Here is a 13705-nt window from a genome sequence, read left to right as displayed (position 1 = left end):
GCGCCCCGACTTTCCCGGCGATCCCCGGGAAAGTCGGGGCCGATCGCGCGCATCACGGCATGATAGGGGTGGGAAGGCGATTCGACTGGGGCCACGACGGACGGATCCATGACGCGAGCGAAAACACCCTCGGCGGAGTTGCGAAGCCTTCTGGCCCACGGGACCGCCACGGGGGCGACCGACCACCAGTTGCTGGAACGCTTCCGGTCGGCCGAAGGGCCGTCCGACGCGGGCGCCGAGGCGGCCTTCGCGGCGCTGGTGGACCGGCACGCGGCGCTGGTGTGGGGCGTCTGCCGTCGCGGCCTGCCGGATCGGGCCGACGCCGAGGACGCATTCCAGGCGACGTTCCTCGTGCTCGTCCGCAAGGCCGCGTCGGTCCGGGCGGACGCCCGCGGCTCGCTCGGGCCTTGGCTCTACGGCGTCGCCCGCCGGGTGGCGGCCCGAATCCGGCGGCAGGCCCGGAACCTCCCGCCCCCGATCGGCGAGCCGAGCGATGCCGACGATCCCGCGATCGCCGCCGAACGTCGCGAGGCGTGCGCCGCCGTGTCGGCCGAGCTGGACCGCCTCCCCGCGAAGTACCGACGCCCCATCGAGCTGTGCGATTACGAGGGCCTGACCTACGAACAGGCGGCGCATTCGCTGGGCTGGCCGACCGCGACCCTCAAGAGCCGACTCGCCCGAGGCCGCCAACGCCTCAAGGGCCGGCTCGCCCGCCGGGGGCTCGCGCCTTTGGCGGGGATCGTCATGGCCGAGCTGTCCCGCGAGTGCCGCGCCGGCGTCTCGCAGGCCGTGCTCTCCTCCACTTCCCGCGTCGCGACGGCCGCTTCGGGATTGGTCCCGGCGGCCGTCGCCCGCCTCGCCGAAGGAGCGATGACAGCGATGTTGTGGAACAAGCTCAAGCCTTTCGCTCTCGTGCTCCTGGGAGTTTTCGGCGCGGCGACGCTGGGTGCCCCGTTCCGGACGCGGGCCCCGTCGGACGATCCGCCGGCCGTCTCGCGAGCCCAGGCTCCGGAGGCCGCGCGGGCCGGCGCCGAGCCCGACCCACGATGGTCCCGGCGGCTCGCGGACGGCACGGTGGTCGAGATTCTCGGCCTCTCCACCTACCCGGCTTCGCCGACCTCCTGGTGGCGGCCCGATGGTTCGCCCCTGAAGCCGGCCCCGTGCGACGCCATCACGCGGCTCGACGCCCAGGATCCGCTCATGAACCCCGGCGGCCAGTTCACCGCGCGTCAGGTCGTCATGCGAATCACCTCCAGGCCGGGGAACCGCCTTCTCAAGACCGATTTCGCCCCGTCCGCCGGCTTCTCGACGATCGACGCGGCCACGCGAGAAGGCGAACCGGCCCCCGCCCTGCGGAGCGGCTTCTGGCAGTTCCCCAAAAGCCTCGCCACGACCAGCCTCCAGATCGAGGCGGCCTCGCTCCCCTGGCAGACCTTCCACACCCTGGGGATGGGGGCCGGCTCCTTCCAGTGCCGGACCTGGAACAGTTCCGTCGTCGAGACCCTCTCCGGCGGCGCCGTCGCGACGAGCCGGGGCACGTCCCTCTCGGTGGTTCGCGGGTTCTATCTCGACGACGGCCGCCCCTTCCGGATCATCGCCGTCGACCGCGACGGCCGCGAGCATACCGACGACGCCCCCCGGGTCGTGCACAATCTGAACGCCGAGCTGACGACGGCGGAATTCGCCGTCGTTCCCGATCGGGTCCGAGAGTTCCGGCTTCAGGAAGTACCCTTCGAATCCCTGACCATCCCCGACGTCGCCCTGCACCCCCGAAAGATCGAAGATCCGCGTTGACCGTTTCGCCCGCCTGGGATACGAAGCCGAGGTTGGAGCGCATCGCATCGCGACTCAGGGCGTCCGGGCGAGCCTTTCGGCATTTCTCCGCGATTTCGCACTTCTATCCGCCCACCCGCGTGCATTGTTTCTTGATGGCTCCCGCCCGCGGGACGCCGACGGCCGCCCCGGATCGCAGTGACGGCCTTGCCGAAGATCGAAGAAAGGGAACGAACGAAGCCAATTTCCGGAGACTCCCCACTCAACGCCAACGGCTCGGGGCCGTCGGCAGGTTCGGACCTGGGTGCCACGAGTTCGGCCCTCTCAAAGATCGCGTGCCATTGGTGCCGAGTGAGGAGTGTCGAAGAAAGTGGACGAACGAAGCCAATCCGCGGGGCCGATTCCCACACTTAAGCCAATACGCCCAGGAGCGTTATGGCCGATGGCTTCGTTTCCCGGCCGGCGCGAACGAAGCCAATCGCCGAGGGTGGGGACGGCCGGCGAACAGGACGAGGCGGTGGGGCGATGAGGAGGAGGGGGAGTCGGCTCGATTGATCCAGGGCCAACGCGACGGATGCCTCCCGGCCGACGCGGACGACGAAGGGCCTGGGGGATGGGGACGCAAAAAAGGTGACGATTCGGCGTCGAACGAAGCCAATTCCGCGAGCCGAAAACCTCTCTTAACAAACAATCGAACAACAGGTTGCGCCGAATGGCTTCGTTTCCGGCCTGGGCGAACGAAGCCAATTCGTCGAAGCCGATCTCCGACGGCTTCCGTGCTGGTCTTCCCCCTCATCCGGCCCTTCGGGCCACCTTCCCTCAGGGGGGAAGGAAAGACATGGCTGGGAGGTGATTCCGATGATTCTCGTGCATCTCCTGGTCCTGGCGGCGGGGGTTTCGGCCCAGGCGGGGACGGTCGAGGGACGGGTGACGGATCGGCTGGAGGTCCTGGACGCGGCCCGGGATTCGGGGTACGTCGTGGCGACCGTGGAGCGGGGCGACTCGGTGCGGGTCCGGCCGGCGGGGGCCCCGAAGCCGGGCTGGCTGGCGATCGATCCGCCGGCCTCGGCCTTCTGCTGGGTCGAGGAGTCGGCCCTCGAGCTGGACGAGGCCGAGGACGGCGCGCCTCTCGCCGCGAAGGTCCGGGCGTCGACCGTGGTCCGCTCGGGCAATGCGCGGGCGAAGCTGCCGGGTCCGCCTTGCGGGAAGCTGGAGCCGGGCGATCGGGTGCGGCTGGTGGACCGGCCGGCGGCCGAGGTCGGCAGCCGTTCCCCCCGACGCTGGCGGGCGATCGCGCCGCCGTCGGAGCTGGCGTTCTTCGTCGCGGCCGACGGGGTCGCCTGGGACGCGGCCCCCCCCCCTTCCCCGACGACGCCCGAGGTCCAGCGGGTCGCGCTCGCCCCCGGCGACGACGCCGAGCTGCGTCGGGTCGACGGCATGCTGCTGGCGGAGACGACCGGCCAGCCCGTCGAGAAGTGGCGGCTGGACGCGATCCGCGAGGCGTACCAGTCCCTCGCCGATCAGGCCGGCGACCCGGAGAGGCGGCGAGCGGTCGAGGCCCGGCTGGCCCAGGTGGCCCAGTACGAGAAGGCCGCGAAGGCCGCGCGGAGCTTCGTCGAGGCGGCCTCGCGATCCCGCGACCTGGACGAGGACTTCGCCCGGCTCGAACGCCGGCTGGCCGACGTCGAGCGCGAGCGGAGCCGGGCGTACGACGCGGTGGGCTTCATCCAGCCCTCGTCGCGGATGCTCGACGGCCGCAAGCTGTTCGCCCTGATCGGCCGCGAGGGGACCGTCGTCGCCTACCTCGACGTCCCCGTCGGCGTCGATCCCGCCCCCCTCACCGCCCGCCGCGTCGGCATCCGCGGCCAGTCCCGCTACAACCCCGACCTGAAGGCCCGCCTCATCCAGGTCCGCGACCTGACGAACCTGGAGCCGAAGCGATGAGGGGGTCGGCCGGAGCTTCAATCGCCCAACTCGGCCTCAAGGTCGGCGATGGTCGGCAGCGTCCCCTGGAACGATTCCGGCAAGGACTCGGCGATGCGGAAGCCGCTGACGCCGATGGGCTTGCCCACGTCGCGGAGGGCGTACTCGGCCATGACCGTGTTGGTGGTCTTGTCCTTGCACAGGATCAGGCCGATGCTCGGCTCGTCCTGGGGGTGCCGGAGCAGGTCGTCCACGACCGACAGGTAGAAGTTCATCTTCCCGGCGTACTCCGGGCGGAACTCGGTCGTCTTCAGCTCGACGACGACGTACGCCCGGAGTTTCAGGTGGTAGAAGAGCAGGTCCAGGTGGAAGTCCTCGCCGCCGACCTCCAGCCGGTACTGGCTCCCCACGAACGCGAACCCGACGCCCAGCTCCAGCAGGAACGCCCGGATGTGCTCCAGCAGCCCGCGCTCGATCTCGCGCTCCCGGGCGTCGTCGCCGAGGGTCAGGAAGTCGAAGTTATACGGGTCCTTCAAGATCTGCTGGGCCAGGTCGGACTGCGCGGGGGGGAGCGTGGCCTGGAAGTTCGTCACGGCCTTACCTTGCCGCCGGTACAGCCCGCTCTCCACCTGGAGGACCAGGATGCTCCGACTCCAGCCGTGCTCCAGCGTCTTCCCGACGTACCAGACGCGTTCCTCGGGGTCCTTGACCTTGTCCATCAGGACGCAGTTGTGGAACCAGGGAATTTGTGCAGCAAGCTGCTGCACAATTGGCTCGTCAGGCCAAGCGGCGGCGAAGGCCCGCATGTACTTGAGGTTGCGCGGGGAGAGGCCCGACATCTCGGGGAAGGCGTGGTGCAGGTCGGCGGCGAGGCGGTCGACGACCTTCGCCCCCCAGCCCTGGTCGCGCTGGCGGGCCAGCACCTCGCGGCCGATCCGCCAGTAGAGCAGCACCAGCTCGCGGTTCACCGCCAGCGCGGCCCGGAGCTGGGCCGTCTTGATGAGCCCCTTCAGGTCGACCAGGAACGCCTCGTAGCCCTCGGGCGGGCCGTCGGGCTTGGGCTCCTGGGATGCGTCGGACTCGATCGCTCGCTTGCGTGCCATGCGGAGACCTCCGGGGGAGAGGCTACCGGACGGCGGGCCCGGGCGCAAGGCCTTCAGGGGGCATGTCGATCGGATGCAACGCGGTCGATCATCCCGCGGATGGCGGCGGCGCTCTGGTGCAAGAGGGCGGTCTCGTCGTCGTCGAGGTCGATGGCCAGCACGCGTTCGACGCCGCGGCGGCCGATCACGCAGGGGAGGCTGAGGCAGACGTCGGCGACCCCTTTATACCCGTCGACGAGCGTGCTGACGGGGAGGACGGTGCGGGCGTCGTCGGCGACGGCCTCGCAGATGGAGGCGGCGGCCAGGGCGACGGCGAAGTTGGTGAAGCCCTTGGAGCGGGCGACCTCGTGGCCCCCCCGGCGGGCCTCCTCGGCGAAGGCCCGGACGGTCGAATCCCGGGGCTCGAACCGCACGCCCCCGGCGCTGGCGACGGAGAGGGCGGGGAACTGGGTCTCGCCGTGCTCGCCCAGGACGTACGCCCGGACGTCCTGCGGGCTGATGCCCGTCTCGCGGCTGAGCAAGGCGCGGAACCGCATCGTGTCGATCAGGGTCCCCGTGCCGATCACCCGGCCCGGCGGCAGGCCCGAGGCCTTCAAAGCCACATAAGTGCATACGTCGACCGGATTGGTCACGACGACGAAGACGGCCGACGGCGAGGCCTCGGCCAGCGGCGGAACGATCTCGCGGAGCATCCGGGCGTTCGCCTGCGCGTTGGCGCCCCGGCCCTTCGCCGGGTCGTCGGCCGCCGCGCTCGCGGTCAGGATCACCAGGTCGCTCCCCGCCGTGTCGGCCGCGTCGCCGGACCAGACCCGCATCGGCCGCACCAGGGCCGAGGCGTGCAGCAGGTCGAACGCGTCGCCGACCGCGCGCTCCTTCGTCCGCCCCACCAGCACCAGCTCGTGCGGGATCCCCCGGGCCACCAGCGCGAACGCCGTCGCCCCGCCCACGCGACCCATGCCGACGACGCTGATCTTCATGCGAGAACCACCTGATGCGTCGAGGCCGCGGGCGGGATGGGGGTGCTCTCCAAATCCTTCCCCCCTAGCGGGGGAAGGTGGCCCGCAGGGCCGGATGAGGGGGAAGACGAGCACGAAAGCCGTGCGGAGGTCCAGCAAGGTCTTCCGAGGCCGTCGGCCATGCGGGCGGGGTTGCGAAATGCCACGCTCCCCGCGAGCGTCCCCCCCTCATCTGACCGCGTCGCGGTCTGTCTTCCCCCGCCAGGGGGGAAGACCGTTGCCGACCGACGATCCTTCGTGTAATCCGCCTCGATGATCCCCTCATCGACCGCAGAGCGGAGGTCAGTCCTTCTTCGAAGGCTCGGCCTTCTCGGCGGCTTCCTTCTTCTCGGCCTCGTCCTTCTCCTTCTTGGGCAGGGGCTTGCCGGCGAGGAGGGCGTCGATCTCGGCCGCGAGGGTCTCGCGGATGTCGGGGCTGAAGCCGACGTGGGCGGACTGGACGACCCCCTTGGCGTCGAGGACGACGAGGGTCGGCAGGCCCTCGACGGCGAACAGCTCGCCGATCGAGCCGCTGGGGTCCAGGCCCACGGCGGCGGCGGGCTTGCCGAGGATGTCGATCTTCTTCTCGGCCAGGGTCTTCTCGACGAGCTTGCGGACCTCGGCCAGCTCGGTCGGCTCCTTGTCCTGGCTCAGGGCCACGACGAGCACGTCCTTCTTGTCCTTGCCCAGCTCGTCGACCAGCTTCTGGATCTCGGGCAGCTCGGCCAGGCAGGGGCCGCACCAGGTGGCCCAGAAGTCGATGACGACGACCTTGCCGGCGAGGTCGGCCTTGGTGACCGTCTTCGTCTTGTCGGGCCCGTCGAGCAGCGTCAGGGCGAAATCGGGAGCCGGCTGGCCGACCTTGTCGTCGACGGCGAACTTGGGGCGCTCGCCCTCACCGCCGCCCGGCTCCTGGAACGACTCGACCTTGGAGAAGCCCTCGGGGGCCTTGAAGGCGAAGGCGTCGGCGGCGGCCTCGGTCGCCACCGCGCCGGCGGTCCAGCCGAGCTTCTCGACCTTCACCGGGTTCCCCTGCTGCGCGCTCTGCTCCAGGACCTTGGGGTCGATCACCAGGTCCACGCCCGACAGCAGCTTGGTCTTGGGGTCGACCGTCATCTTCAGGTCCGGGCCCTGCTGCTGGTCGATCAGGATGGCCTGCACGCCGCCGTCGCCCTCGACCAGCTGGAGCGAGCCGCCGAGCTGCTCGACGGCCTTCGCCGGATCGGGAGCCGTGAGCATGTTCACGAGGATGTACATGGGCACGCCCGACGGCCCGCCGAACAAGGCCGCGCCGATCGGGCCCTCGCGGAAGGCGTCGATCGAGAGTTCCTTGGGGGCGGGGGCCGCGATGTATTTCTTGAGCGGCTCGACCACCGTGGTCATCGTCTCGCCGTCGCTGACGACGCGGACGGGCCCGGCCTGCAGGTTCAGCTTGTTGGGCCGGGCGAACGCCAGCTTGACCGGCGTGTTCTGCTTCTGGACCTTGCCCCCCACGCTCATCGCCACCACGAACTCGCCCTGGTCGCTGTACGACGCGAGGGCCTGGTACGCCTTGGCGACCTCGCCCAGGAGCGCGACCGCCTTCGGGTCGTCGGGCTTGTCGTCGGGCCGGGTCGCCGGCGGCTTGGGATCCTGGGCGATCGCCGCGGTCGGGCCCGAGGCCAGCAGCAGCCCCAACGCCCCGGCGAACCGGAAGGACGCCGGGCGGGAGGGGATCGAAAAACGCATGAGCCGTCCTTCACAAGTGCCGAGAATGCCCGGATCGACGGCCGCGCCCGCCGAAGGGCCCGCCCACACTCCCGATCCAGACGTCGCCCCCCCATCGTAGCCGCCCGCCGAGCGTCGCGTCGAGACGGGCCGATCTCTCCCAAGTCCTTCCGCCGGCGGGGGAAGGCGGCGCGGGGGCGTCGTGAGCGGGACGGACGACGGGCCCGATCCGGCTACCGCTCACAAGTTGTGGACTTGGGAGGCCCAGCAGGTGGACGTGGTGCAGGGGCACCCATTCGTCGTGAAGTGGAAGTCGGCCAGTTTAAGTTGCGACGGCGCCCCCAGGATCACTCGGCATTCGGAAGTCAAACGTCTGACCTTCAACGCGAAGATCGGCATGGAGACCTTCCAAACCGAGATTTCGCCGGACGTCGTGGTCAATCATACGATCACCGGCAAGGTGCCCCCCCTGGCAAGGCGGCCGACGAGGTGCCCAAGGGCCCCGTCGTCGCGGAGTCGGTCGGTGTCGCCGAGCGGCCCGTCGGCTGGTCTCCGCTGGCCGTGAACGCCTCGCTGGGCCTGGGGGCGTTGCTGCTGGTCACGGGACTGGTGCTCAAGCTTCGGCGGTGAAGCCCGGCCTGCGACGCCCTCAGCCGGGCCCTTCGCGAATCGTCCTTCTCCCCTCGTGGGAGAAGGTGGCCGGAGGCCGGATGAGGGGGGCCTCGAAAAGCCGTGGCTTGTTGCTACGTCCGCTTTGATGGTCCCCCTCATCGACCGCTTCGCGGTCCTTCCCCCACCAGGGGGGAAGGAGAGGACAGTCGTCGCCGCTCAGGCGCCGACGACGCCGTTGCTGGTCTCGGCGGCGGGGGCTTCGAGGCAGGCTTCGTCGGCCTTGCTGGAGCAGCAGGGGCGAGGGGGGAGGATGTGGCCCATCTTGTCGCGCTTGGCGTCGAGGTAGCGCTCGCGCTCGACGGCGTGGGGGGCGATGATCGGCACCTGGCCGACGACCTTCAGGTCGTAGCCGTAGTAGACGAACGCATTCGTCTTCTTGGGGTTGTTCGTCAGCAGGCGGATCTTGGTCAGGCCCAGGTCCTTGAGGATCTGCAGGCCGATCCCGTAGTCGCGCATGTCGGCCCGGTGGCCCAGGGCGAGGTTCGCCTGGACGGTGTCCATCCCCTCGTCCTGGAGGTTGTAGGCCCGGATCTTCTCGATCAGGCCGATGCCCCGCCCTTCCTGCGGCAGGTAGATCAAGGCGCCGACCCCCTCGTCGCCGATCATCTCCAGCGCCATGTGGAGCTGGTCGCCGCAGTCGCAGCGGAGCGAGTCCAGCAGGTCGCCGGTGAAGCAGGACGAGTGCAGCCGGACGAGCGGGGCCTCGACCGACTGGAGGTCGCCCATGACGAACGCGACCGGCTCGTTGCCGGGCTCGTGCTGCACGCGGTAGCCCAGGATCCGGCCGTTGCCGTAGCGCGAGGGGAGGTCGCACTCGGCCACGCGGTTGACCAGCTTCTCGCGCATCCGGCGGTAGCGGATCAGGGCCTCGATCGAGATGATCGGCAGGCCGTGCTCGCGGGCCACGGCCTGGAGCCGCTCGCCCCGGGCCATGCCCACGCCGTCGGTGATCTCGCAGATGACGCCGGCCGGGGCCAGGCCCGCGAGCTTCATCAGGTCGACGGCCGCCTCGGTGTGGCCCGCCCGGCGGAGCACGCCCCCCTCCTTGGCGACCAGGGGAAACAGGTGGCCGGGGCGCAGGAGGTCGCCGGGCTTGGTGGCGGGGTCCAGGAGCGCGGCGACCGTGCGCGCCCGCTCGGCCGCGCTGATGCCGGTTCGGCACGAGACGTGGTCGACGGGGACGGTGTAGGGGGTCTCGTGGGCCGAGGTGTTGTGGTCGACCATCGGGAAGAGCCGCAGGCGGTCGGCCGCCTCGGGGAGGATCGGCATGCAGACCAGGCCCCGGCCGTGGGTGATCATGAACTCGATCACCTCGGGCGTGGCCTTCTCGGCCGCGACGACGAAGTCCCCCTCGTCCTCCCGGTCCTCGTCGTCCACCACCACGATCACCCGCCCGTCCTGGAGCGCCTGGATCGCATCCTCGATCTTCGAATACTCGTGCCCCATCGACCCATCCATCCTTTTCGGCCCCCTGCCGCGCCGGCCCGATCGTCGTCGGGGAAAACCCCCGACCGCCCCGCGCCTCGCTCCATTCTACGCGGGAGGGGCCCGATGAACAGGATGGGCCGCGAGGATGAGACCCTTGAAGGGCCGAGAATCGCGACGCGGCGGAATGGATGTTGCCTCGGATCAGAAGCCCACTCCCCGCCGTCGCATCCCCATCGAGGAAGCGGCGACTCGACCATCTCGACCTCTCCAGGAGACGCACCATGATCTTCCGAGTCGACAAGCTGCTGACCGCGCTCCCCGTCCCCAGGCACCCCTCCGCCGAGGCCGCGGCGGCCGTCCAGGAGCTGATGGGGGGCAAGGCGGGCGAGATGTCCACCCTCATGAATTACTTCTTCCAGACCATCAACTTCCGCGACCGCGAGAACTACAACCCCTACTACAAGCTCATCGGCAACATCGCCGCCGAGGAGTGGGGCCACGTCGAGCTGGTCGCCAGCGCCATCAACATGCTGCTCAGCGGGACCACCACGCGGGGCCACGACCCCGCCGCCGCGCCGCTGGCGGACGTCCCCAAGTTCCACAACATGTACAACTTCTTCAACGCCGGCCAGACCGCCCTGCCGATCGACTCGATGGGCAACTACTGGAACGGCAGCTACGTCCACTCCAGCGGCAGCCTGAAGCTGGACCTGGTGCACAACTTCTTCCTGGAGCTGAACGCCCGGGCGACCAAGCTCAAGGTCTACGAGACGACCAGCGACCCGACCGTCCGCGAGCTGACCGCGTTCCTCCTGGTGCGCGGCAGCACCCACGTCATCGCCTACGCCAAGGCCCTGGAGACCCTCTCCGGCGGCGTCGAGGTCTCCAAGCTCTTCCCGATCCCCGAGCTGAGCACCGACAAGTTCCCCGAGGCCCGCAAGTACGTCGAGCAGGGCCTCTACAACACGATGTACAGCTTCAGCAAGGAGGACATCTCCCAGGTCGGCGAGATCTGGAAGGGCGCCCACCCGGACAAGGCCCCCGACCTGGTGGTCACCAACGACCCGATCCCGACCATCGCCGACATCCCCGTCTTCCCCGCCGAGCCCCAGCTCGCCGCCCCCTCGGCCCTCGACCCCGAGGAGGTGAAGGACGCCGCCAAGCGGATCTTCGGCAAGGGCCTCTGATCGCCCCCTCGCCGGGCCGCGCCGGGTCGATTCGTGGTACGATGGGCCGCGACGCGGCCCCGCCGTCGGGGGCGGGCCGACGCCCCTTCGTTCGCCCCCCGGGCCGAATCCGATGTCCGACGCCGCGCGGCTGCTGGAACTGATCGAGACCTGCCTCGTCGAGCACGGCGGCGACCTCGGCGGCTGGACGCTCCTGGAGGACGACGCGCTCCAGGTCTTCGACGGCCGCGCCACCCTCCGCGCCGAGCTGAGGGACGCGAGCCCCGCGGCGCGCGAGGGGATGGTCCACGCCCACGTCTTCGCGACCTTGCACGAATACGACGACGAGGTCCTTGACGCCTGCCTGTTCGGGATGGGCGACGACCGCGAAGGAGCCTTGAAGCAGGCCGCCGCGATCTGGATGACGGCCGTCGCCGGGCCGATCCGGTCGTTCCTCGACGACCGGCCCATCTGCATGACCTGTCGGGCCGGCGTCCCCGGCGGCGACCCCTCGGCGGGCGAGGTCGAGGGGGACTACGGCCTGCCCGGCCTGCGGGCGTTCGTCGGGCCGATGATCTCGCGGGCGTTCGACGACGAGCCTTTCCGGGCGGAACTCGACGAGACCAGGCCCTGGTTCCGCTTCGCCGCCGAGTCCGCCGCCCCGCGTCGGGTCCACCTGGCGAAGGCTTCGGTCATCGCCCGGGGGAAGGAGGGCTGGCTCCGCGTGTTGGAGATCGACGGCCACGACGTCTCCCACAAGGACCCCGACTGGCCGGCCGGAGGGGGCGCCCCGGAGTTCGGATACGCGACGCGGTTCGCGGTCTTCGAGTTCCCGCCCGATTCGCCCGAGATCGCCCGCCGGGCCGAGCTGGAGCGGACCATCCGCCGGTTCGCCGAGGACTTCGCGAAGCACGAGACCGCCGACTCCCTGATGGAAGATATGATCGCACGAGGATTCGACCCCGACCTCGTCCACGAGTGCGAGTCGATCGCCACCATGGCCTTCGGCCGCCTCTTCTTCGAACCGGCCGGGATTCGGTACTCCTCCACGGTCATCCGCGCGCGTCGCGACGGCCGGGTCGAGGCCGACGTCCCCCTGATGTCGATCCCCGCCTACTCCCGCGCCCGGGCCCTCGCCGCCGAACTTCGCGAGACGATGCCGGACGAGGAGTTCCGCTCGCTCTGCCTCTACCACGCCGAGTCGAACGGGATCGTGAAGGCCATCGAGGCCGCCGGCGCCAAGCTGAACCTCGCCCGGCTGAAGTTCTGCCCGTGCATCGTCCCCGACCGCGGCGCGAGCGACGAGACCGTCGCCGCCGCGCACAAGGTCCTGCAGGAGTGGATCGACCGCGGCCGAGAGGCCGGGAAGCCCTGGTGGAAGTTCTGGTGAGGACGCAGGGGGAGCTTCCACATTACAGGAACAGCCCGTCCTCCCCCCAGCCCTTCAAGCGGGCGCGGGCCTCGGCGTCGCCCGAGTACGACCGGATCGCGTCGGCGACCTCGTCGAGCGGACGCCTCAGCTCGACCTGCTGGATGGCGAACCCGGGCTCGTGTTCCGACCCCCATCGGACCCCGAGGTTCAGCACGCGGGCCATCGGCGGGCCGGAGACGAAGACCTTGCGGAGATCCCGCCAGGCGATGCGGACCACGCGGCGGCGGAACCCCTGCCCCGTGACGATCAGCCAGGTAAGCCGCACCAGGCCGGGGACGAACGGCACGCGGTCCAGCGCGGTCTCGCCGATGCGGACCACCTCGACCCCCTCGCGACGGATCGTCAGGAGCGGCTTCCGCCTGGCCCGGAGGTTGGCCGTCGCCAGCGCGAAGGCCAGGGCGAGCGGCACGGCCATGATCGAGAGCGCCACCCCAGCCCCCGACGCCGGCTCGTCCCGGGCGTTCTTCATCAGCCCGAGGAGGAAGAGCGGGCCCAGGGTCGCCGCGAAGGCCGCGAGGCCCCCGGTCACGATCGCCGAGGCCCGATAGATCCAGGTCAGGGCGAAGAACTCCGTCGGCGGCCCGACGGCCAGCCTCATCGCGCGACCTCCCCAGCCGCACCGGCCGGGGCTTCTCCAGGCCGCGTCCCTCGGACAAGGAACCCGGTGTAGGAGCAGAAGAAGCGGCCCGCGCGGTCGGCGGCGCGCAGGCTCTCGGACCAGCGCTCCGCGTCCTCGCGGCCGAGGGTGCCGGACTCCACCAGCATGTCCACGGTCGCGAAAAAGCGGTAGAGCCGGTCGGCCGGCTCCAGGTCGCGGAGCACGAGCGTCCTCGGCTCGGCTTCCACGTCGGCCAGCCCGGCGTCCAGGAACAGCGGGACCATCCGCCGGCCGATCCAGCCCGAGGGGAAGCGGTCGCACCAGGCGTTCAGCACGGTCCGCGTCGTCGCGCGATCTGGCGCGTCGACCGTCAGGGTCTCCCAGTCGTTGTCGTAGGCGACCAACACGCCGCCGGGGCGCAGGACGCGGGCCATCTCGCGGACGACCGGGCCGGGATCGGCGACGTGCTGCAGCACGCGGTCGATCCGGCAGGCGTCGAAGCTCGCGTCGTCGAACGGCAGCGCGGCGGCGTCGGCGACCTCGAACGTCAGGCCCTCGACCTCGCCATGCCGCGCCCGAGCCGCCTCGATCATCGCCCGGCTGGAGTCGACCCCGACGGCCGACCCGCCCGGGGCGGCGAGCCTCGCCAACGCCGAGGCGTCGTCGCCCAGACCGCAGCCGACGTCGAGGATCCGACGCCCCGGCCCCGCTCCGAGCAGGCCGTAGCTGTCTCGCTTGCACGCGGCGAAGAAGGGGATCGAATCGACCAGGGTCAGGCAGTCCGCGAAGGTCGCGAAGTCGGCCGCCCGGTCCACGTCCCGGAAGCCGGAGGCCAGGTCATCGCCCATCGGTCGGTCCCCTCCCCTTCGTGAAGCCCTCCCCCCGACGGTCGGCGTCGGTATCATGGG

11 protein-coding genes are annotated in these 13705 nt (G+C 70.5%); 5 read left to right on the top strand and 6 right to left on the bottom strand.

Features of this window, described 5'->3' with window-relative positions; genetic code table 11:
* Positions 1–108 precede the first annotated feature (108 nt).
* Positions 109–1794 (top strand): RNA polymerase sigma factor, encoded by a 1686-nt coding sequence (locus G6O68_RS22670; protein WP_165250932.1) that lies wholly within the window; start codon positions 109–111, stop codon positions 1792–1794.
* Between the two features lie 837 nt (positions 1795–2631).
* Positions 2632–3717 (top strand): hypothetical protein, encoded by a 1086-nt coding sequence (locus tag G6O68_RS22665; RefSeq protein WP_165250931.1) that lies wholly within the window; start codon positions 2632–2634, stop codon positions 3715–3717.
* A gap of 17 nt (positions 3718–3734) precedes the next feature.
* Here the strand turns inward: G6O68_RS22665 and G6O68_RS22660 are convergent, their stop codons facing one another.
* The 3 genes from G6O68_RS22660 to G6O68_RS22650 all read right to left on the bottom strand — a co-directional run bounded on the left by G6O68_RS22660 (position 3735) and on the right by G6O68_RS22650 (position 7522).
* The gene (locus G6O68_RS22660) at positions 3735–4799 is read right to left on the bottom strand and encodes a PDDEXK nuclease domain-containing protein (protein ID WP_165250930.1); all 1065 of its coding nucleotides are present in this window, start codon (positions 4797–4799) and stop codon (positions 3735–3737) included.
* A 53-nt stretch (positions 4800–4852) separates the two neighbouring features.
* On the bottom strand, positions 4853–5776 hold the full coding sequence (locus G6O68_RS22655; RefSeq protein ID WP_165250929.1) for a lactate/malate family dehydrogenase: 924 nt from the start codon (positions 5774–5776) through the stop codon (positions 4853–4855).
* Between the two features lie 321 nt (positions 5777–6097).
* Positions 6098–7522 (bottom strand): redoxin family protein, encoded by a 1425-nt coding sequence (locus G6O68_RS22650; RefSeq protein ID WP_165250928.1) that lies wholly within the window; start codon positions 7520–7522, stop codon positions 6098–6100.
* Positions 7523–7990: 468 nt separating this feature from the next.
* On the opposite strand from G6O68_RS22650, the gene G6O68_RS22645 reads away from it, so the two are divergent.
* Complete coding sequence (locus tag G6O68_RS22645; protein ID WP_165250927.1) at positions 7991–8131, top strand: hypothetical protein; 141 nt, start codon at positions 7991–7993, stop codon at positions 8129–8131.
* A gap of 198 nt (positions 8132–8329) precedes the next feature.
* Here G6O68_RS22645 and ribB read toward each other — a convergent pair whose 3' ends face one another.
* Complete coding sequence (gene ribB / locus G6O68_RS22640; protein ID WP_165250926.1) at positions 8330–9619, bottom strand: 3,4-dihydroxy-2-butanone-4-phosphate synthase; 1290 nt, start codon at positions 9617–9619, stop codon at positions 8330–8332.
* Between the two features lie 263 nt (positions 9620–9882).
* On the opposite strand from ribB, the gene G6O68_RS22635 reads away from it, so the two are divergent.
* Positions 9883–10788: a manganese catalase family protein gene (locus G6O68_RS22635; RefSeq protein WP_165250925.1), complete on the top strand. Its 906-nt coding sequence runs from the start codon at positions 9883–9885 to the stop codon at positions 10786–10788.
* A gap of 112 nt (positions 10789–10900) precedes the next feature.
* The gene (locus G6O68_RS22630; RefSeq protein ID WP_165250924.1) at positions 10901–12157 is read left to right on the top strand and encodes a hypothetical protein; all 1257 of its coding nucleotides are present in this window, start codon (positions 10901–10903) and stop codon (positions 12155–12157) included.
* 22 nt (positions 12158–12179) lie between these two features.
* On the opposite strand, the gene G6O68_RS22625 is transcribed toward G6O68_RS22630, so the two are convergent.
* Together G6O68_RS22625 and G6O68_RS22620 are read right to left on the bottom strand one after the other, a co-directional pair.
* Positions 12180–12797 carry a hypothetical protein gene (locus tag G6O68_RS22625; protein WP_165250923.1) on the bottom strand — a complete coding sequence of 206 codons (618 nt, stop codon included), beginning with the start codon at positions 12795–12797 and terminating at the stop codon, positions 12180–12182.
* Positions 12794–13645 carry a methyltransferase domain-containing protein gene (locus G6O68_RS22620; RefSeq protein ID WP_165250922.1) on the bottom strand — a complete coding sequence of 284 codons (852 nt, stop codon included), beginning with the start codon at positions 13643–13645 and terminating at the stop codon, positions 12794–12796. The genes G6O68_RS22625 and G6O68_RS22620 overlap by 4 nt, the downstream gene beginning before the upstream one ends.
* Positions 13646–13705 lie beyond the last annotated feature (60 nt).

Origin of the sequence: Paludisphaera soli (assembly GCF_011064595.1) — a bacterium.
GTDB classification, from domain to species: Bacteria; Planctomycetota; Planctomycetia; order Isosphaerales; family Isosphaeraceae; genus Paludisphaera; species Paludisphaera soli.
Note: the sequence above shows the minus strand (reverse complement) of the source record. Positions and strands in the feature narration are given on the sequence as shown.